19 protein-coding genes and 1 pseudogene are annotated in these 18,213 nt (G+C 60.5%); 1 reads left to right on the top strand and 19 read right to left on the bottom strand.

All coding sequences use genetic code 11. The annotated features are described in order from the left end of the window. Positions 1 to 45 precede the first annotated feature (45 nt). The 11 genes and pseudogenes from ATY76_RS12800 to ATY76_RS12745 all read right to left on the bottom strand — a co-directional run bounded on the left by ATY76_RS12800 (position 46) and on the right by ATY76_RS12745 (position 9,140). Positions 46 to 306, bottom strand: a complete 261-nt coding sequence (locus tag ATY76_RS12800) for a hypothetical protein (RefSeq protein ID WP_088675128.1) — start codon at positions 304 to 306, stop codon at positions 46 to 48. A 105-nt stretch (positions 307 to 411) separates the two neighbouring features. Then, positions 412 to 1,428: an HWE histidine kinase domain-containing protein gene (locus tag ATY76_RS12795; protein WP_088675127.1), complete on the bottom strand. Its 1,017-nt coding sequence runs from the start codon at positions 1,426 to 1,428 to the stop codon at positions 412 to 414. A 344-nt stretch (positions 1,429 to 1,772) separates the two neighbouring features. Next, a complete protein-coding gene (locus tag ATY76_RS12785) occupies positions 1,773 to 2,501 on the bottom strand; it encodes an SDR family oxidoreductase (protein WP_088675188.1) in 729 nt (242 codons plus the stop codon). 21 nt (positions 2,502 to 2,522) lie between these two features. After that, on the bottom strand, positions 2,523 to 3,251 hold the full coding sequence (locus ATY76_RS12780) for an SDR family oxidoreductase (protein ID WP_088675125.1): 729 nt from the start codon (positions 3,249 to 3,251) through the stop codon (positions 2,523 to 2,525). A gap of 25 nt (positions 3,252 to 3,276) precedes the next feature. After that, positions 3,277 to 4,347, bottom strand: a complete 1,071-nt coding sequence (gene ugpC / locus ATY76_RS12775; RefSeq protein WP_088675124.1) for a sn-glycerol-3-phosphate ABC transporter ATP-binding protein UgpC — start codon at positions 4,345 to 4,347, stop codon at positions 3,277 to 3,279. 14 nt (positions 4,348 to 4,361) lie between these two features. Further along, positions 4,362 to 4,529: pseudogene (locus ATY76_RS12770) on the bottom strand (SDR family oxidoreductase); the annotation flags it as partial. Between the two features lie 90 nt (positions 4,530 to 4,619). Continuing rightward, positions 4,620 to 5,660, bottom strand: coding sequence for an NAD(P)-dependent alcohol dehydrogenase (locus ATY76_RS12765; RefSeq protein ID WP_088675122.1), 1,041 nt, complete (start codon positions 5,658 to 5,660; stop codon positions 4,620 to 4,622). A gap of 4 nt (positions 5,661 to 5,664) precedes the next feature. Beyond that, positions 5,665 to 5,868, bottom strand: coding sequence for a DUF2160 family membrane protein (locus ATY76_RS12760; protein WP_088675121.1), 204 nt, complete (start codon positions 5,866 to 5,868; stop codon positions 5,665 to 5,667). 3 nt (positions 5,869 to 5,871) lie between these two features. Next, positions 5,872 to 6,705, bottom strand: a complete 834-nt coding sequence (locus ATY76_RS12755) for a carbohydrate ABC transporter permease (RefSeq protein WP_088675120.1) — start codon at positions 6,703 to 6,705, stop codon at positions 5,872 to 5,874. Beyond that, positions 6,702 to 7,580, bottom strand: coding sequence for a sugar ABC transporter permease (locus ATY76_RS12750; protein WP_088675119.1), 879 nt, complete (start codon positions 7,578 to 7,580; stop codon positions 6,702 to 6,704). The genes ATY76_RS12755 and ATY76_RS12750 overlap by 4 nt, the downstream gene beginning before the upstream one ends. Positions 7,581 to 7,709: 129 nt before the next feature. After that, positions 7,710 to 9,140, bottom strand: coding sequence for an extracellular solute-binding protein (locus ATY76_RS12745; RefSeq protein ID WP_088675118.1), 1,431 nt, complete (start codon positions 9,138 to 9,140; stop codon positions 7,710 to 7,712). A 243-nt stretch (positions 9,141 to 9,383) separates the two neighbouring features. Here ATY76_RS12745 and ATY76_RS12740 point away from each other — a divergent pair, with 243 nt between their 5' ends. Beyond that, positions 9,384 to 10,310 carry an AraC family transcriptional regulator gene (locus ATY76_RS12740; RefSeq protein WP_088675117.1) on the top strand — a complete coding sequence of 309 codons (927 nt, stop codon included), beginning with the start codon at positions 9,384 to 9,386 and terminating at the stop codon, positions 10,308 to 10,310. 335 nt (positions 10,311 to 10,645) lie between these two features. On the opposite strand, the gene ATY76_RS12735 is transcribed toward ATY76_RS12740, so the two are convergent. The 8 genes from ATY76_RS12735 to ATY76_RS12700 are packed head-to-tail and all read right to left on the bottom strand — an operon-like array spanning position 10,646 to position 18,157. Next, positions 10,646 to 10,999 carry a cupin domain-containing protein gene (locus ATY76_RS12735; protein ID WP_088675116.1) on the bottom strand — a complete coding sequence of 118 codons (354 nt, stop codon included), beginning with the start codon at positions 10,997 to 10,999 and terminating at the stop codon, positions 10,646 to 10,648. Then, on the bottom strand, positions 10,992 to 11,660 hold the full coding sequence (locus ATY76_RS12730; protein ID WP_088675115.1) for an isochorismatase family cysteine hydrolase: 669 nt from the start codon (positions 11,658 to 11,660) through the stop codon (positions 10,992 to 10,994). The genes ATY76_RS12735 and ATY76_RS12730 overlap by 8 nt, the downstream gene beginning before the upstream one ends. Next, positions 11,660 to 13,210 (bottom strand): ABC transporter ATP-binding protein, encoded by a 1,551-nt coding sequence (locus ATY76_RS12725; protein ID WP_088675114.1) that lies wholly within the window; start codon positions 13,208 to 13,210, stop codon positions 11,660 to 11,662. The genes ATY76_RS12730 and ATY76_RS12725 overlap by 1 nt, the downstream gene beginning before the upstream one ends. Next, positions 13,207 to 13,908 (bottom strand): isochorismatase family cysteine hydrolase, encoded by a 702-nt coding sequence (locus ATY76_RS12720; protein WP_088675113.1) that lies wholly within the window; start codon positions 13,906 to 13,908, stop codon positions 13,207 to 13,209. The genes ATY76_RS12725 and ATY76_RS12720 overlap by 4 nt, the downstream gene beginning before the upstream one ends. 12 nt (positions 13,909 to 13,920) lie before the next feature. Further along, on the bottom strand, positions 13,921 to 14,937 hold the full coding sequence (locus ATY76_RS12715) for a formamidase (RefSeq protein ID WP_088675112.1): 1,017 nt from the start codon (positions 14,935 to 14,937) through the stop codon (positions 13,921 to 13,923). A gap of 18 nt (positions 14,938 to 14,955) precedes the next feature. Next, the gene (locus ATY76_RS12710) at positions 14,956 to 15,882 is read right to left on the bottom strand and encodes an ABC transporter permease (RefSeq protein ID WP_088675111.1); all 927 of its coding nucleotides are present in this window, start codon (positions 15,880 to 15,882) and stop codon (positions 14,956 to 14,958) included. Then, positions 15,882 to 17,009 (bottom strand): ABC transporter permease, encoded by a 1,128-nt coding sequence (locus tag ATY76_RS12705; protein WP_088675110.1) that lies wholly within the window; start codon positions 17,007 to 17,009, stop codon positions 15,882 to 15,884. Before ATY76_RS12705 ends, ATY76_RS12710 begins: the two co-directional genes overlap by 1 nt. A gap of 20 nt (positions 17,010 to 17,029) precedes the next feature. Further along, a complete protein-coding gene (locus ATY76_RS12700) occupies positions 17,030 to 18,157 on the bottom strand; it encodes a BMP family ABC transporter substrate-binding protein (protein WP_088675109.1) in 1,128 nt (375 codons plus the stop codon). Positions 18,158 to 18,213: the final 56 nt, after the last annotated feature.

The following is an 18,213-nucleotide window of genomic DNA, read 5'->3' as shown; positions in this document are numbered from 1 at the left end:
CACGAGCAACTGGCCAGCCTCGCTGTCTGCTGCTTAGTGCACGCTTTAAATCCCCGCCAAAACGGCGAATTCGGCCGCAAGCTGCCGCCATCGGTCCCTCCGCAACGCGATCTCGGCGAGCAAGGTCGGCTGGACGAAGACCGGCTCTTGCCCTTGAGCGGCAGGGCCGGCCGATTGGTCTTCTGATTGAGCGTGCTTGTCGGCTACCAGCATCCTGGCATTGCCCCCTGTTCCGACGGAGCCGACAAAGACCTGGTCATACCCCTGGCGGCGGGCAAGCAGCAGGCTGCCGTTCCCGTCGCGCACAATTGCCGACTGCTGGATGGGTCGCTGACAGATCCGCGTTCTTGGACAGAGCTATTGGAGGAATTGAGGATTATCCCTCACGGACTACCTTGCGCCTACGTGTGGCTACGCTTCAGCGTCCGCGCAATTTGGATATTGCAGTTTCTGAAGAGATGCGTTGAGCTTCAGCGTCAGACCTGTCGCGGCGAAGTCAAATGCGACGTCCCCAAATGCGGAGAGGGTAGACTGGATGAGCCGAGAGCCGAAGCCCTCCTTGCCGGGGGCATCCGAAACAGACCCGCCACGCTCTTGCCAGACAAAATCCAAGCGATTGTCCCCTACTGTTCGGCGCACAGACCACTTTATTTCAATGGTGCCGGCAGCCCCTGATAGAGATCCATACTTCGTTGCATTCGTGGCAAGCTCGTGCAGCACGAGGGAAAACGCGAGAGCCGCCTGGGGGTTTAGCTCAACGTCAGGGCCGCTGGCATTGACGCGGTCTGTCGCAAGTCCGAGGTTGGTCGCGGTCGCTTCGACGATCGTGTCCAAGCTTGCGGACAGCCAGTTCTTCTGCAGCAGAATATCATGCGCTTTCGCGTAAGCGTTTATGCGCGACCGGATCGACCGCTCCGCTTCCTCCATGCTGGCAGCGCTTCGGAAGGATTGGTTGGTGATGGCCTGAACGACGGCGAGTGTATTCTTGATGCGGTGAGAGAGTTCATGCATCAGGACACGCTGTCGCTCCTCGCTTTCTCGCTGCTCGGTTCGGTCCCGAAGGATCTTCAGGAAGCCTTCAAGTTCACCATCATCTGACCGCAATGCCATCATCTGTCCAGACGCCCAGAATAACGAGCCGTCCTTTCGGATGTGCCAGCGCTCATCATCTCCGTGACCGTCGGTCAAAGCGGCGGTCATTTCCCGCTGAGGAACCCCCGCCTCCCGGTCTTCCTCTGTGAATATCAAGGCCACGGGCTGGCCGACGATTTCGGTTTCATCCCAACCGAGAATCCGGCGAGCACCCTCATTCCAACTGGTTATCCTCGAATGGAGGTCCACGGAGATAATGGCGTATTCGATGGCGCTCTGAAGGATCGCGTCGAGAAAGCGTTCGCGGGCGCGACTGGAACTGGATAAAGGGTCCATAACTTTATTCTGCGCCTGATCCCTCACGCCGCGCAAGCAGAATTGGACTCAAAGTGATCCTCTACTTGCGCCCTGGCACCATCGTGGAGCTGGGGCGGCATCGAGAAGCCAAGCGCATAAATCACAATCGATCGACCGTCCGGGAAACAAACGAAGGTGTCAGCGTCAGGGACACCCCTTACCAAGCGTGGAAGCATGACCAGCCATCCAACAAAAAAACTGCACGGCGACTTACCTTCGGCATCGTCAAAAGCAGCCGTCGACAGAAATACAAACTGGTGCGATCGCAGACCTTTGGCGTGAAGCCCGGAAATCTGCTTCCGCAACGACTTTGTTTTCCTTACCTACACGTCGAAATTTGTCGGCAGGACAATCATGTCCCGGATCGTGACGTTTCGCGGGCGGGTCAGCATGAAGATGATGGCATCAGAGACCTCTGAGGGCTCGATCAGACTCCCATTGGCTTTTGCCTTCTCGAGGTTTTCCGCGGGCCAGTCCGCAAGCAGAGCGGAAACGACCGGGCCGGGCGACACCTGGCTGACCCTGATGCCGTGGTTTTTCAATTGCCGGCGCATGATCTGGACGAAACTGGTAACCGCCCACTTAGAGCTGGAATAGACCGGCTCCCATTGGATCGGCGCATGGCCGGCTACGGAGCAAGTGACCAAAATGTCCCCGGTGCCGCGCTCGATCATATGCGGAGCGATGTCGCGGACGTTCTTCATGACGGCGTTCACGTTGAGGTTCAGCATCCGATCGATTGTAGCGGTATCGGTATCGATAAGATCCCCGCCAATGTAGGACCCTGCATTGCAGTGCAGGATGTCGAGGTGATCGACCTTTGCCAGGATTTCCGGCACCATGGCCGCACAACTTGCGGCGTCCAGAAGATCGGTGACCTGCATGACCACGGCGCCGCCGAACTCGGCAGCGTAGGTTTCCAGCGCCTGTCTGTTGTAGTCGACCATCACGACCTTGGCGCCGGCATCGACTAGGGCACGGGTCGTCGCCAGCCCGATACCGGAAGCTGCGCCGGTTACCGCAGCGATCTTTCCTTCGAGTAGTTTAGTCATCATCTTGTCTCGCTTTTGATTTCAGACAGCAAGGAAGCCGCCATCGACTGGCAGGACTGCGCCGGTGATCATCGGGGCGTCCTCTGACATAAGCAGTGCGATCGAGCGCGCGACATCGTCGACCGCTGCAAAACGCGCCATCGGGTGGCGAACCATCATCGGGTTACGTTTGGAGGGCTCAGACCACGCCTTGGCGGCAAGCTCCGTCGTGGTAACCGTAGGCGCCACTGCATTGACCCGGATTCCATAGGCGCCGAGTTCCTTGGCCATGACACGTGTCGCGCCTTCCAGTCCCGCCTTCGAAGCGGCGTAAGCCACGTGATCCACGAAACCCCGATGGCCGGCGATCGAGGTCACATTCACGATCGTTCCGCCGCCTCCGTTTGCAATGCGAGCCCGCGCGAACTCCTGCGCACAAATCAGCGCGGCCCGCAGGTTGATGCCGAGGACCTGCTCATAGCCCTCCTCCGTCATATCGATAACGCTTTCAAGCACATTGGTTCCCGCGCAATTGATCAGCGCGTCTGCCAGTCCCGCCTTCTTCATGGCGGCGCGTGCTGCTGCATTGTCGGCGAGATCGACTGAGATCACCGTCGCGCCGCACTTTGCCGCAAGATCATCCAGATCGGCCTGGGTACGCGACAGGGCTACTATTCGTGCGCCACGGTGGGTGAGCAGTTCAACGCAGGCGCGACCGATGCCCTTGCCAGCACCGGTGATGATTACCGTTTTTCCTGTAAAGTCCGACATGGTTGATCCTTCCGATGCCTGTTGCTCACAACGGGAGTCTTTGCCCGGTTTGCTTGTCGAACACATGAGCCGCGGCAGGATCGACATCGAGCCGTATCCTGTCGCCGGGCTTCAGCGCGTGGCGCTCGCGAAAGGCGCACAGGACCCGCTTGCCCGCCAATTGGACTGCCAGCAGAATTTCGGCCCCGGTCGGCTCGATCAGCTCGACAGTTGCCGGTATCCCCGCATCGCCGTTCGACAGTATCCACTGGTCAGGGCGGACCCCGTAGATCACGTCCTGGCCGTTACTCGCCCGCATGCCTTGTGGAAGAGGAAGGCCCGATCCGTCAGCGAGCCGCGCCGAGTTCAAGGAGAGTTCGATGGTGGCCGGTAGCATGTTCATCGCCGGCGATCCGATGAAGCCGGCGACGAAGGTATTTGCCGGCCTGTCGTAAAGCTCCAGTGGCGCACCGATCTGCTCCACCTTGCCGTCGCGAAGCACGACAATTCGGTCCGCCATTGTCATGGCTTCAATCTGGTCATGCGTGACATAGACGGACGTAGCGCCGAGGCGCTGGTGAAGAGCTTTGATCTCCGAACGCATGTCTACGCGCAGCGCGGCGTCCAGGTTTGACAGCGGCTCGTCGAAAAAGAACGCCTTCGGGCGGCGAACCATCGCGCGCCCCATGGCAACACGCTGCCGCTGGCCTCCGGAGAGCGCCTTCGGATACCGGTCGAGATAGGGCGTAAGGCGCAACATCTCGGCAGCCTTGTCGACCTTGGCGTTGCGATCCGCGAGATTCTCGCCGCGCAATTTCAGTGCGAAGGCCATGTTCTCCCGAACGGTCATGTGCGGATAAAGCGCGTAGTTCTGGAACACCATCGCCACGTCGCGGTCCTTGGCGGCGATGTTGTCGATGCGATTTCCGCCAAGCTTGATCGTGCCGCCGGTGATCTCCTCAAGGCCGGCGAGCGACCGCAGCAGCGTGGATTTGCCGCAACCGGAGGGACCGACCAGCACGACGAACTCACCGTCGGCTATATCGAACGAGATATTGCGCAGTGCGTGATAGGAGCCGTAATGCTTATCGACCTTGTCGAGTTCGATCGTCGCCATGTGTCAATCCTTGGTCAGTTGTGGTCGGGGCGGGTCACGGGCAGCTTCACCACGAGGTATCCTGCATCGGCAACGACGATGCTGCCGGTCATCAGGCTGGCGGCGTCGGAGGCCGGGAACTGGACGACAGATGCAATTTCCTCGACGTCGCCCATGCGCTTCATCGGCATCATGTGCATCCAGTCCTTGTCCCGCAGGCATAGCCGATGTTGCGCCCCGCGCCGGAGACGACCGCCACTCTTCCACTGAGATCGAACTTGCGCAGGTACATGCTATTTCCCAAGCTCGATCTGGATCTTCACGGAGGCCGGCTTTGGCCGCACGGCGTAATCGAATGCTTCGACGGAATCCTCGAAGGCGTAGGTATCGGTGATTAGCGCATCGACATTGATCTGGTTCGATCCCAAGAGCGCGACGATGCGGGGGTAGACATGGGCGTAGCGGAATACGTGTTCGATGCGCAGTTCCTTGGTCTGGGCCACGACGACATCGAGCGGGACCGGCTTCACGGGCATGCCCACAAGGACGATGGCGCCGCCGGGGCAACCATGCTGCGCCGTGTCTGCGATCACTTCAGCCGCGCCGGAACATTCGAAGACGACATCGACGCCCCAGCCGTCGGTTTCGCGGGCTATGACGCTCTTCAGGTCCTGTGAACGTACGTTGACGGTGATGATGGCAGGGCCGAGGCTGCGCGCCACGGCAAGCTTTTCGTCGACGACATCGGTAACGATAACTTTGGCGCAGCCAGCCGATAGCGCCGCTATCGCTGTCACCATGCCGATCGGCCCGGCGCCGGTAACCAGCGCGATCGCACCGGGCGTCAGCCTCGCCTTGGAGACTGCGTGAAAGCCTACAGCTAGCGGCTCGACCATGGCGCCTGCGGCGTAGGAAACGTTGTCCGGAAGCTTAAAGGTAAAGGCCGCCGGGTGGATCACGCTCGGTCTCAGTACGCCATGCACCGGTGGCGTCGCCCAGAAGCGCACCGCGGGATCGAGGTTGTAGAGACCTAGCCGCGACGCGCGACTTTGAGGGTCGGGAATGCCGGGCTCCATGCAAACGCGGTCGCCCACTTTCAGGTTCTGCACCGCGCTGCCGACCTCTTCGATGATGCCGGCGGCTTCGTGCCCGAGGATCATCGGCTCGCGCACAACGAAAGGTCCGATCGCGCCGTGAGTATAATAGTGAACGTCGGATCCGCAGACGCCAACGGTCTTGATGGCGATGCGCACGTCAGTGGTACCGAGCGCCTCCTTCGGGTCCAGGTCGCGAATGCGCAGTTCGTCTTTGCGTTCGAGGACGAGCGATCTCATGTCTTCAGCCCTTTCGGATAATGAATACGGCCAGCGCCAGGCAGAGCACCGTCGCCACCCACAGGGGAAACACGCCCTCGAGGAAGCGCATCCATAGAAGATGCACCAGGATCAGGATCACGACCGAGATGAAGCCCCTGTCGAAGCCGTTGGTTCGGATAGGCAGGAATCCGTCGCGTTGGGTTTTCTGGGGTTGAATGCCAGCCATCTCTTACCCTTTCAATGCGCCGAACGTGAGGCCGGTCACGATGTGCTTCTGGACGAAGCCCAGCACGATCAGGGCCGGAAGCGTGGTCAGGAACGCCATCGCCGCCATCTCGCCCCAGTTTGTTCCGGTGACCGAGACATATTCAGCGAGCGCTGTCGTCACCGTCCTGGCGTCAGCCGACGACGTCAGGGTCGCTGCGAACAGGTACTCGTTCCAGGCGAAAATCCAGGTCAGGATGAAGGTGACGGCCAACCCCGGCCGCGCCAGCGGCAGGATGACGTTGGACAGCACCTGGCCGGTTGTCGCACCATCGACCCGCGCCGCTTCGTCAAGCTCCAGAGGAATCCCGTCGAGCATGCCCTTCAAGAGCCAGACGGCGAAGGGCAGGTTGAAGACGCAATAGAGCAGGATCAGGCCAATCTTCGTGTCGAACAGCATGAAATCACCGAACACGAACCACTTGGTGAACAGCAGGAAGAGCGGCAGCAGGAACACGGCTGGCGGCGCCATGCGGTTGGTGATCAACCAGAAAAACACATTGTCACCGCCGCCGATTTTGTAACGCGACAGCCCGAACGCCGCGAGCAGGCCGAGCGCGCACACCAGCGCTGCGTTCGATGTCGCCACGACCAGCGAATTCCAGAGATACTGCAGGAAGGTCGAGCTGTTCAGCACCGCCAGGAAATTGTTCCAGTAAAGATCGTCGATGAGGAACGACTTCGAATAGAGCTTCACGCGAGGACGCATGGAAACGACCAGCATCCACCAAACCGGAAGGAGTGTCAGAATGGTCAGACATATCCAAAGGACGAAGGAAGCTATACCGGAGCGTCTCATTGTGCACCTCCCTTGCGGCCAGTCATGGCAACGAACAGCAGCCAGCTCAGAACGATCGTGACGTACAGCGTCAGCAGCGACATGGCCGCACCGTAGCCGTAATCGGTTTTCGGAAAGACGTTGATCCAGATATGAAGGCCGATGAACCGCGTCGACTCGGCCGGACCACCCTTTGTCAGCATCCAGATTTCGTCGACCGAGCGCAATGCATCCATCAGCCGGATGAAGACGGTTGTCAGCAGCACCGGTTTCAACATCGGAACGATCACGTACCAGAAAATCTGCAGCTTGTTGCCGCCGTCGATCTGCGCCTGTTCCAGCGGTTCTTTCGGCAAGGCCGTCAGTCCCGCCATGAGCGACAGGGTGACGAACGGCGTCCAGTGCCACAGGTCCATGATGATCGCCGTGGCGAAGGCGTGATAGGCATTGGTCGAGATGTTGTAGTCGATGCCGAACCACAGTTTCAGGTAATAGGGCACGATGCCGAAGCCCGGAACGCAAAGCAGCCGCCAGGTAGCGCCGACTGCAATGGGCGCGACAACGATCGGCAATGTGTGGATCGTGCGAAAGAACTGCCGGCCCCACAGGCGGTCTGCCATCAGTGCGCGGGCCAGGACGTAGCCCAACAACAGTTCGCTCACAACGACGAAGAATGCGAAGATGAGCGTGCGCGCCAGCGAGTTCAGGAATGTCGTGTCAAAAACGAGGCTGCGATAATTCTGGAGGCCTGCCCAGCGCAGGGTGGGGTCGACGGCGTTGGTGTTCCAGTCGAAGAAGCCGACATAGAGAATGTAGATGAAGGGAACGAACCCGACAACGAACAGGATTAGCGTGGCTGGTGTTAGAAACAGCCATCCGATGTTGGATTGTCTCATCCTGCGCTCCGTCAGATCGTCCTTGACACTTATTCGCCTGCAGCGTCGCGGGCGGGCCCGCAAACCGCAGTCAGGAAAGGGGCGGTCACCTTGCTGAAGGCGACCGCCAACCGCTTGGGAGGCGGTCTTTTACTTGCGGTAGCCGAGCTTCACGAGTTCAGCTTCGGCTGCCGAGGCGGCCTGGTCCAGCGCATCGTCCGGTTTGATCTCCCCGACGATCGCTTTGTAGATGAAAGGCGCGACAACCTGCAGAACTTGCGCGTGGAACGGGAACGGCGGAGCTCCGGCGAACAGCTTTCCGTCCTCACGCATCAGCGTGTAATAGCCGTTCATCTTCTTATCCTGATCGACGATCCTGGGATCGTCGTAGGTCGAGTTCATGACGATGCGGGAGCCGGCCAGCGCCCAGTCGGTCTGCACTGAAGCCTGACCGATATACTGCAGGAATAGCAGAGACGCGTCCTTGTTCTTGGACGAATGCGGGATGCCGAACGCGCCACCATCGTAATAGCCGATATATCCTTTGCCGGCTTCGGCTGCTTCCATGACACCCGCCTCAACCGGAGGCAATGCTACGCCCACCTTGCCAACGACGGTCGATTTGCTTTCGTCGGTGGCGATCCAGGCAGCGTTCTCACCGTAGACGAGGCCTTGGGCTGCGCGGCCGGCGGCAAATGTCCCCGCAACCTCGTCCCAAGTGGACGACGTCGATTCAGGCGGCGCGTATTTCAGCAGGCCGACCCAGTAGTTGAGTGCCTTCTTCGCGGCGGCGGAGTTCATCTGGCCGCCGTTGGCTTCGGTGGCTGCGAAGGTCTTGCCATCGATGCCCCAGTTGTAGACGCCAAACGTCGGCGCGACCGACTCAAAGAATTCGTAGAAGGCGGCGGGGTGGCTCGACGAGGCCTGTACGGTGGTTCCCCAGAGCTCCTTGTCCGCGCCGTATTCGGTGAAGAACTTGGCGATCTGGGTATACTCGTCATGCGTCGTCGCGGGCTTCAGATCCGCACCGGTGGAATCCTTGTAGGCTTTCTGGATCGCCGGATCATCGAAAAGATCCTTACGGTAGAGGTAAGGCTTGATGAAAGCTTCCATTGGGACGCCCATGACATTGCCCGACTTCGGATCCTTGAAATAGTTCAGGAAAGTGGTGAAATTCTCCGGCTTGAAGTCCGGCGAAGCGATCTTCGCATTATCGGCCAGCGACTTGGTGATATCGACCAGGAAGTTGCGGGCCAGATACGTATATACGATGTCCTGCTCGATATAGACGAAGTCATAGATGCCGGTATTGGCTTCCATGTCCTTGATCGCCTTGTCGTACATTTGGTCCCACGATGTCGCCTCGAATTCGACCTTGATGCCGGTCTCTTCGGTGAACTTGGGACCGAGCACTTGCTCGACATATTTCGACGCTGGGGTCGATTCCGAGATGCCCCGGATGGTCGCGCCCTGATAGGGCTGGGCGGCAGTCTTCCACCAGGAATCTTGAGCAAGAGCTGTCGAGCTCCAAAGGCCAAGCGAAATGAAGCCGACGCCCACGGCTTTGACGAAACTGTTCATTGTTCTCCTCCATTTGGATCCCAAAATCTGTCCGGTTGTGCGTGCTAAACTCTCCTCCGACACGCTCAACGGACCCCAATAGTTGTAGAAAGTACGGGTGGACACAAGCGCGGCCGTTGCGCGATACTGATACTCTCATGCGCGAAATGCCGAATATATTCATGATTTTCTGTGTGCGTTGCACAATCTAATATTGATTGGCAGCGCAACGAGCATAGCGGGAAGCAATGGAGGATGTCCGCAATGTCAGTTATTTCGCCGACGGTCGCGAGATTTGAGTATGTCTTGACTGGCGCGGACGAGTCGTTCCTGTGGCGCCGCGATGACTATCCGTGGGAACGCAACGTCTGGAATTTCCACCCGGAGGTGGAGATCCACTACATTCCCAACGCCAGCGGCGTCTTGCTTGCAGGCGATCATGTCGGCGCGTTCACGCCGGGCCATATTTCCGTCATCGGCAGCAACCTGCCGCACGACTGGGTGACGCCGCTCGGACCGAATGAGCGCATTCCAGGACGTGACATCGTCATCCAGTTTCCGCCGGCCAAGCTGGAGCAGGCTTCGGCCTTCCTGCCGGAACTGGCGGGGCTGCGTGACTTTCTCGCCCGCGCGCAGCGGGGGCTCTCCTTCAAGGGCCGGGCCCGGGAACAGGCGGAGGGGCTGATACTAGACATGGAGTTCCAGACCGGCTCGGTGCGGCTTTCGACCTTCCTGGCATTGCTCTCGCTGCTGCGGGACACCGACGAGTTCGATACGCTGTCTTCAGAGGCTTACGTGCCGGACCTGAGCTATGGTTCGCTGGAAGCCCTGCAACAGGTCTTCGCGTATCTCTTTGCCAATCTGTCGGAGGACATCCGGTTGCCTGACATGGCTCGCATGGTCGGCATGAGTGACAGCGCTTTCTCGCGATTCTTCAAGAAAAACAGCGGCCACACCTTCACCGACCATATCAACAAGCTTCGTATCTGGAAGGCAGGTCAGCTATTGACCGATACCTCTCTGCCAATAACGGACATCTGCTTCGAGGTGGGCTATCGCAATCTGTCGAACTTCAACCGGGTGTTTCTACGTCACCACAACTTAACGCCGACAAAATACCGCAAACTGTCCACCAACCGCAGAACGGTTCCGTTACCTCAGACAGCGACAGATCATATTCCCGTGCAGTGAGTTTAGCGATCAGTCGATGCTTCTTAAAGAGGAGGGAAGATGTATCCTCTACACCTAAAAGCTGCCGTTCTTGTCTCGGCCCATATCGGCCATTCCAGGAGCAAGTAGCTGCCAGTAGACGGAAATTGGGCGTGGTCATATCGACTATACGACGGGGTCGTCGCTTCTTATCCTTCGACGCGAATCGATTGGAAAAACCTACGTGGGACCCTTGATCGTACGGCTTCATGCCAGGATCGGTCACGCGGCCAGAAATCATACAACGATCGCGGCGTGCTGAGGTCATTGCCACAGACTGGCGCAGCGGGGCAATGTCGAAGGCCGGATCTCCGGTTTTATGCGACGTCCAATTCTAGTATTTTCACCGGCCGATCCCATTGAATGAGCACGACGCAGCCGGTTTCGCTCCAGACCGAATGTTCGGTACCGGGAGCGTTGACGATATAACTGCCGCGACCATAATCGCCCGCCTCGTCCGATTGTACGCCATCGAGAACGAGAATGGTTTCCAGTCCCTCATGCCGATGGCGCGGAACGCTGGCGCCGGCCTCGTATTTCAGAAGCGCCACGCCCGGGTGGTCGTCCTCAAAGGGACGGATCCAATGGATGGTCACCTGATCGCGGAAGGGGCCGAATGCCAATTCCTTCCAACCGCCGGATGTCAGACGTTCGCGGGTGGTTTCAGGCATGGGCAATGCTTTCCAGAATGTCGTCGACATGGGCGGTCCAGCCGACGATCGCGCCCTGGGCGCGGATCATGGCGATGGCGGCGGCCTTGAACTCAGGAAAATAGCTTTCCGTCGCCTCCTCGGCGAGCAGGCACTCATAGCCTCGATCGTTCGCCTCGCGCATGGTCGTCTGCACGCAGACCTCGGTGGTCACGCCGGCGAAGACCAGTTGCCTGATGCCCTTTCGCTGCAGCACCTCCGTGAGCCCGGTGGCATAGAAGGCGCCCTTGCCGGGCTTTTCGATGACGACTTCGCCGTCGATCGGAGCAAGCTCCGGCAGGATCGCCGTTCCCGCCTCGCCCGCTATGAGGATGCGGCCCATGGGGCCTTCGTCGCCGATCCTGAGCATGGGATTGCCACGGTCGCGTTTTGCCGGCGGCAGATCCGAAAGGTCGGGCCGGTGGCATTCCATCGTATGGATGACCGGCAGGCCGGCATAGCGGAAGCCCTGGATCAGACGTTTGACATCGGGGACGATCCTGCCGATGCGGCTGACGTCGTTGCCGAGGCTTGCGCCGAAGCCGCCGGGCTCGGCGAAATCACGCTGCATATCGATGACGATAAGGGCGAGCTGGTCGTTCTTTACCGGGAAAGCGAAGGGTTCTGCCTTGATCTCAGCCATCAGTGATGCCCCGCCATGTGAGCGCCGATCACGGCGATATCGGCCGCACGCGCCGGCGTCTCGTAAACGAGCCTGCCTTCGGAAATGACCATGATGCGGTCGGATATCTCGAGCAGCTCGTCGAGGTCTTCGGACAGCAGCAGGACGGCAGTGCCGGAATTGCGGGCCTTCATGATGCGGGCCCGAATTTCGGCGACAGCCGAGAAGTCGAGGCCGAAACATGGATTTGAGACGATCAGCAGGTCCACCTCGCCGGTCAGTTCGCGGGCGAGCACGGCACGCTGCACGTTGCCGCCTGAAAGTGCCGCGATCGGCGAGGATGTGGAAGCGGTCTTCACCTTGAAATCCGAAATCAGCACGGCCGCCCGCTCTTTCATCTTGCCCTTGTTCAGCCAGGTCGCATCCTTGCCGTTCGCCGCCAGGTCGAAGGTCCGGAAGGCGAGATTTTCGCTGACCGTCATGCGCGGGGCGCAGGCGTTCTGCAACGGCTCCTCCGGGATGAAGCGGACGTTGTTCCTGCGGGTCTCGGGGCGCGTTGCGCCGTAGGCCTCGCCATTGACGCTCACGCGGCCGCTGTCGACCGGCCGCTGGCCGGCGAGGATTTCCGTCAGCTCTTTCTGACCATTGCCCGAAATGCCGGCAATGCCGACGATCTCGCCGGAGCGGACGATGAGATTGTCGATCGCGATGGTCTTGAGGCCAGAGCGGTCCGGCGCCTTGACCTGTTCCACCGCAAGGACGGGCCTGGCGTTTTCGGCGACGGGAACGCGGCTGTCGAGTTCTGCAAGCTTCACGTCGCCGATCATCATGGCGGCCATATCCGATGTCGAGAGGTCGCCGACCTTGCCGGTGCCGACCAGCCTGCCGCGCCGCAGGATCGAGACGGCATCGGCGAATTTCGTCACCTCGTGGAACTTGTGCGAAATCATCAGCACGGTCAGTTTGCCGCGCTCGGTCATTCCCCTGATGAGACCCAGCATCTCATCGGCTTCGGCAGGCGTCAGAACCGAGGTCGGTTCGTCGAGAACGAGAAAGGAGCGGCCGAGATAGAGCTGCTTGAGGATCTCCAGCTTCTGCTTCTCGCCGGCGGCAAGCTCGCTCACCGGCCGGTCCAGCGGGATCCTGAACGGCATGCGCTCCATGAAGGCGGCAAGGTCCTTCCGCTCCTTCGCCCAGTTGATGATGGCCGGCACTTCGGCGCGGCTGATGACGAGGTTTTCGGCGCCGGTCAGCGACGGGACGAGCGTGAAGTGCTGATAGACCATGCCGAGACCATAGATGGCGGCGTCTTTGGGTGAGGCGATGGCCACTTCGCGGCCGTCCACCGAAAGCGTTCCCGCGGTGGCGCGGTAGAAGCCCATGATGCATTTGACGAGGGTCGATTTGCCGGCCCCATTTTCGCCGAGCAAAGCATGGAAGCTGCCGGCGGGCACCTTGATCGAGACATGGTCGAGCGCCGTGAAGCTGCCGAAGCGCATCGTCATGTCGAGCGTATCGATCCCGACGGCCCTGCCGGTCTGCGGGAGAGGTGTGTCGCGGACCGTGCTCATGGCAGCTGGCTCACAAGCGTTTGCGAATTGGAGACGGAGCCGAAGACACCGCCCTGCATCTTCACCATCTTGATGGCGGCGAGATGGTTGCCGTAGTCGGTCGCGCCGCAGCAATCTTCCAGCAGCAGGCATTCAAAACCGCGGTCGTTGGCCTCGCGCATCGTGGTGGAGACGCAGACATCGGTGGTGATGCCGGTCAGCATGATGTTTGCGATGCGCTTCTGGTTGAGGATCAGTTCAAGGTCGGTGGCGCAGAAGGAACCCTTGCCCGGCTTGTCGATGATCGTTTCGCCTTCGATCGGATAGAGTTCGGGGATAATGTCCCATCCGGGTTCGCCGCGGGTCAGGATACGCCCGCAAGGGCCTGGATCGCCGATTCCTGCGCCGATCCGCTGCGAGCGCCATCGTTTGTTGGCCGGCAGGTCGGCAAGGTCGGGCCGATGGCCTTCGCGCGTGTGGATGATGTGATAGCCCTTGGCGCGCATGGCCGCCAGCACGCGTTTGATCGGCTCGATCGGCGCCTGGACGAGCGACAGGTCATAGCCCATGTGATCGACATAGCCGCCCTTGCCGCAGAAATCCGTCTGCATGTCGATGATGATGAGGGCGGAGTTCTCTGGCCTCAGATCGCCGTTATAGGGCCAGGCATAGGGGTCGGCGTCGATATAATGTCCTTTGGTTTCGACCATGGCGTCCATCGTCTGCTTCTCCTATTCGCCTGCGAGTTTGAATGTTTCACCGTAACGCCGCGTCGGCTTCTCAAAGCCGCAGGACGTACCGTCCCTGACCTTCACCCGATCCTCCCAGGGAAGGTGGTATTTGCCAGCGACGAGGTCGTGCATGTAGGTATAGGGTGCGTCACCCGCGCCGCCGGAGACAGCGACATACCCGCGATGGCCGAATTGGTAGATATTGTTTTCGACGCCCCAGCCGAGGCGTGCTTCGCGCACCAGATCGGGACGGACTTCGGCGGTGATGATCTCGTTGACGTGCCCAGAGGCGCCGTGAGCGATGATCGTGCCGTCGAAATTGCAGACCATGCCTTCGCCCATGGAATCGAAGGTGCCGTCCGAGCCGCACATGCAGACGCTCGCCGTGACCATGAGATTGCAGAAGGCATTCGACTGGTTGGTGAATTTCCAGCTTTCACGAATTGGCGCGGTGTAACCGGCCGTGCGGATCATGATTTCCGCACCCTTGTAGGCGCATTCGCGTGCCATCTCCGGGAACATACCGTCATGGCAGATGATGAGCGCGAGCTTTGCACCCTTTGGCCCGTCGATGACCGGGATACCGACATTGCCAGGCTCCCATGGTTCGACCGGCACCCATGGATGCATTTTGCGATAATAAAGCTTCAGCTCGCCTTTATCGTCGATGACGATCCCGGAATTGTAGGGCATTCCCTCAGGGTTCAGCTCCATGATCGAGAAGCAGCCCCATATCGCGTTCCCCTTGCAAGCCTTCTTGAAGGCTGCGACCTCCGGCCCGTCGAGCGCGCACATGATCGCGGGATTGATCTCCATCGACAGGCCGTGAAGGGCATATTCAGGGAAAACAACCAGATCCATGCCGGGCTGGTTGCGTCGCGCTTTACCGACGAGATCCACGATCACTTGTGTCTGGCGGGCGAGGTCTTCTCTGGTGACCGTAACGGGAAGCTGCAATTGGACGAGGCCGATGCCGACGCCATGTTCCGATTTGTTCAATCCGCCGAGGCCGTTCATGACTTGGCTCCTTTCATGCTACTTTGTCAGGGAAAGCGCCCCGGGCGCACCGGCGAGCGAACGTGTCGGCGAGGAGGTGGCGATCATGATGGCCAGCGTCAGCACGTAAGGGGCGGCATAGAAGAGATAATAACCCTCGCTCACCCCAACCGATTGCAGCGCCGGCCCGAGCGCGCCGGCGCCGCCGAAGAGCAGGGCGGCAAGGAAGCAGCCGATGGGATTCCATCTGGCAAAGATAACGAGGGCTACGGCCATCAGGCCCTGACCGGAGGAAATGCCCTCGTTCCAGGAGCCGGGGTAATAGAGCGAAAGATAGGCGCCGCCGATCGCCGCCAGCGAACCGCCAACGGCGGTGGCGAGCAGGCGCACGCTATCCGGGTTGATGCCCATGGCCCGTGCTGCATCCGTACTGTCGCCGACGACGCGCAGGACGAGGCCGACGCGGGTATTCCTGAACGCCCACCAGAGGACGAAGGCAAGGGCGGCTCCTAGAAGGAACAGCACGTTGATGTTCAACGCCGCCTGGATCTGCGGCAGATTGGACCAGAAGCCGAGCGGAATTGCCGGCAGATGCGGCGCTGCCGGCTGGATGAAGGGCTTGCCGAGGAAGAAGGCGAGACCCAGGCCGAACTGCATCATGGCGATGCCGATCGCGATATCGTTGACCTTCGGCCATTTGCAGATCCAGCCGTGGACGAGGCCGAAGACCGCGCCTGTCGCCATGGCCGCGAGCACGCCGAGCCAAGGGGAATTCGTCATGACGGCGACGGCATAGGCCGTCATCGCGCCGAAGACGAGCGTGCCTTCGAGGCCGAGGTTGATGCGGCCGGAGCGCTCGGTGATTGTCTCTCCCAGGCTGACGAAAATGAAGGGGGTGGACACGCGGATGGCGCCCGCAAGGATGGCGAGGGGCACGCCCCATGCGCCGATGCCGGTCTCTTCCATCAGAGGCTCCTTTTCCAGAGGTCGGGATTGAAGATCTTGAAACGGCCGTAGAAGGTTTCGCAGAAGAGGATGACGAGGAAGAGCATACCCTGCAGCACCAGCACCGTGGCATCAGGCAGCCCCATGCGGCGCTGGATCAGGCCACCCGAGGCGTCGATGCCGCCGAGCAGGATCGCGACCGGAATGATCGCCAGCGGATTGTGGCGGGCAAGGAAGGCGACGAGGATGCCGGTATAGCCGTAGCCGGCGGCGAGCGAAGCATTAGCGCTGCCCTGGACGGCGGCGACCTCGATCATGCCGGCAAGCCCGGCGAAGCTGCCGGCGATCGCAGTGAAGCCGGCAATCAGCCGGCCCACAGGCAAGCCTTGAATCTGGGCCGCGCGCACATTGCCGCCGGCAATACGGGCGGCAAAGCCATAGCTCGTCAGTTCGATCAGGAGCCAGGAGAGGATGCAGGCGACAATGCCAATGACAAGGCCCCAATGCACGTCCATGCCGGGGATGTTGCCGAGCATATAGTCGGCGGGCAGCGGTTTGGTCGACGGCTTGTTGAGGCTTGCAGGATCGCGCAGCGGCCCTTCGACGAACTGGTTCATCAAGGCGATGGCGATATAGGAGAGCAGCAGCGACGAGATGGTCTCGTTGACGCCGCGGTAGTGGCGCAGGAAACCGGCAAGGCCGATCCAGATGCCGCCGGCCGCCATGGCGGCAATTCCCATGAGAACGAACGTCAGCAAGACCGGCGCCGAACCCGCGAGCGGCATGGCCATGGCCGCGGCGGCAACGCCGCCCAGCACGACCGCTCCTTCCCCGCCGATGATGACGAGGCCGAGGCGAGCGGGCAGGGCAACGCAGAGTGCCGTCAGGAGAAGGGGTGCGGCACGGCTTAGGCTGTTCTGCACCGAAAACCAGCTGCCGAAGCCGCCGGTATACATGAGCCCAAAAAGCACTGCCGGCGATTTGCCGATCGCCAGGACGAACAGGGAGAAGAGCGCAAGACCGATCAGGATGGCGGCAAGGCCGATGACAAAAGGTTCGGCTTTTCGCGCGATCCATTCGAGGATGGGGCGCAGCGAAGCCGGGTTTTCGGCGATGGATATTGCGGGATCATTGGCCTGGACGGTCATGGCGCTTCTCCCTTTGCGGTTTACGCCGTGGACCCGACGACACCTTCGACCAGATAGTTCATGCTTTCGAGCTCGATCGCGTCTTCGGCGTAGCTCTGGTCGGCGGTCACGACCGTGCTGCCCTTGTTGTCCTTGAGCGGTCCCTTGAAGACCGAGAAGCCGCCTTTCATCATCTCGGCGTGGGTGGCCTCGAAGGCCTTGCGCCCGGCATCGGAAACGCCGGGGCCGAGTGCGCTCATCTTGACGAAGCCGTCCTTCAGGCCGCCGCGCACGAAGTTGCCGAGCTTTTCGCCGGCCTGGGCCTTTTTGACGAAGTCGCTGTAGACGTTGCCCCAGGCCCATTCGGCGCCGGTCAGGTACTTCTCGGGCGCGAGCGGGCTCTGGTTGGCGTGATAGCCGCAGACGAAGGCGCCGCGGCCCGCCGCCGTCTCGGCCACGACCTTCGGGCTGTCGACATGGCAGGTGATGACATCGGCGCCCTGGTCGACCAACGCGTTGGTGGCTTCGGCTTCCTTGACGGCGAGCGACCATTCGCCGGTGAAGATCACCTGGCAGGTAATCGTCGGATCGACGGTGCGTGCGCCGAGCAGAAAGGCATTGATGTTCTGCAGCACCTGCGGGATCGGCTTGGCGGCGACGAAGCCGATCTTCTTGCTTTTCGTCGCATGGCCGGCCGCGATGCCGTTCAGATACTGGCCCTGAAAGATGTAACCGAAGTAGGAGCCGGTATTGGCCGGGTGCTTGCCCTCCTGCCAGAGACCGCCGCAATGGCGGAACTGGGTATCGGGATATTTGGCGGCCATCGCCAGCATGTGCGGATCGAAATAGCCGAAGGAGGTCGGGAAAAGCAGAGCCGCGCCGTCGAGGTTGATCATCGATTCCATCGTCTTCTGGACGTCGACCGTCTCCGGCACGTTCTCTTCCTCGACGACGGTGACGCCGGGCAGCGCCTTGACGGCGGCTGCACCCTCGGCATGCGCCTGGTTGTAGCCATAGTCGTCCTTCGGACCGACATAGATGAATCCGACGGTAAGGGCGCTCTGGGCAAGGGCGCGCGAGGAGAGGAGGCCGGGCGCGGCGCCGGCAAGGGCAACAGCAGCAGAAGCCTGAAGAAAATTGCGGCGGTTCATGGAAAGGAGTTTGGTCATTGGAATGCTCCCCTTGCGGCGGTTTCTGCCGGTTCATTGGTTACGGGGGAGTGCAT

This window comes from Rhizobium sp. R339 (genome assembly GCF_002211395.1).
GTDB lineage: Bacteria > Pseudomonadota > Alphaproteobacteria > Rhizobiales > Rhizobiaceae > Rhizobium.
This window is presented reverse-complemented; position numbering and strand designations above follow the sequence as displayed.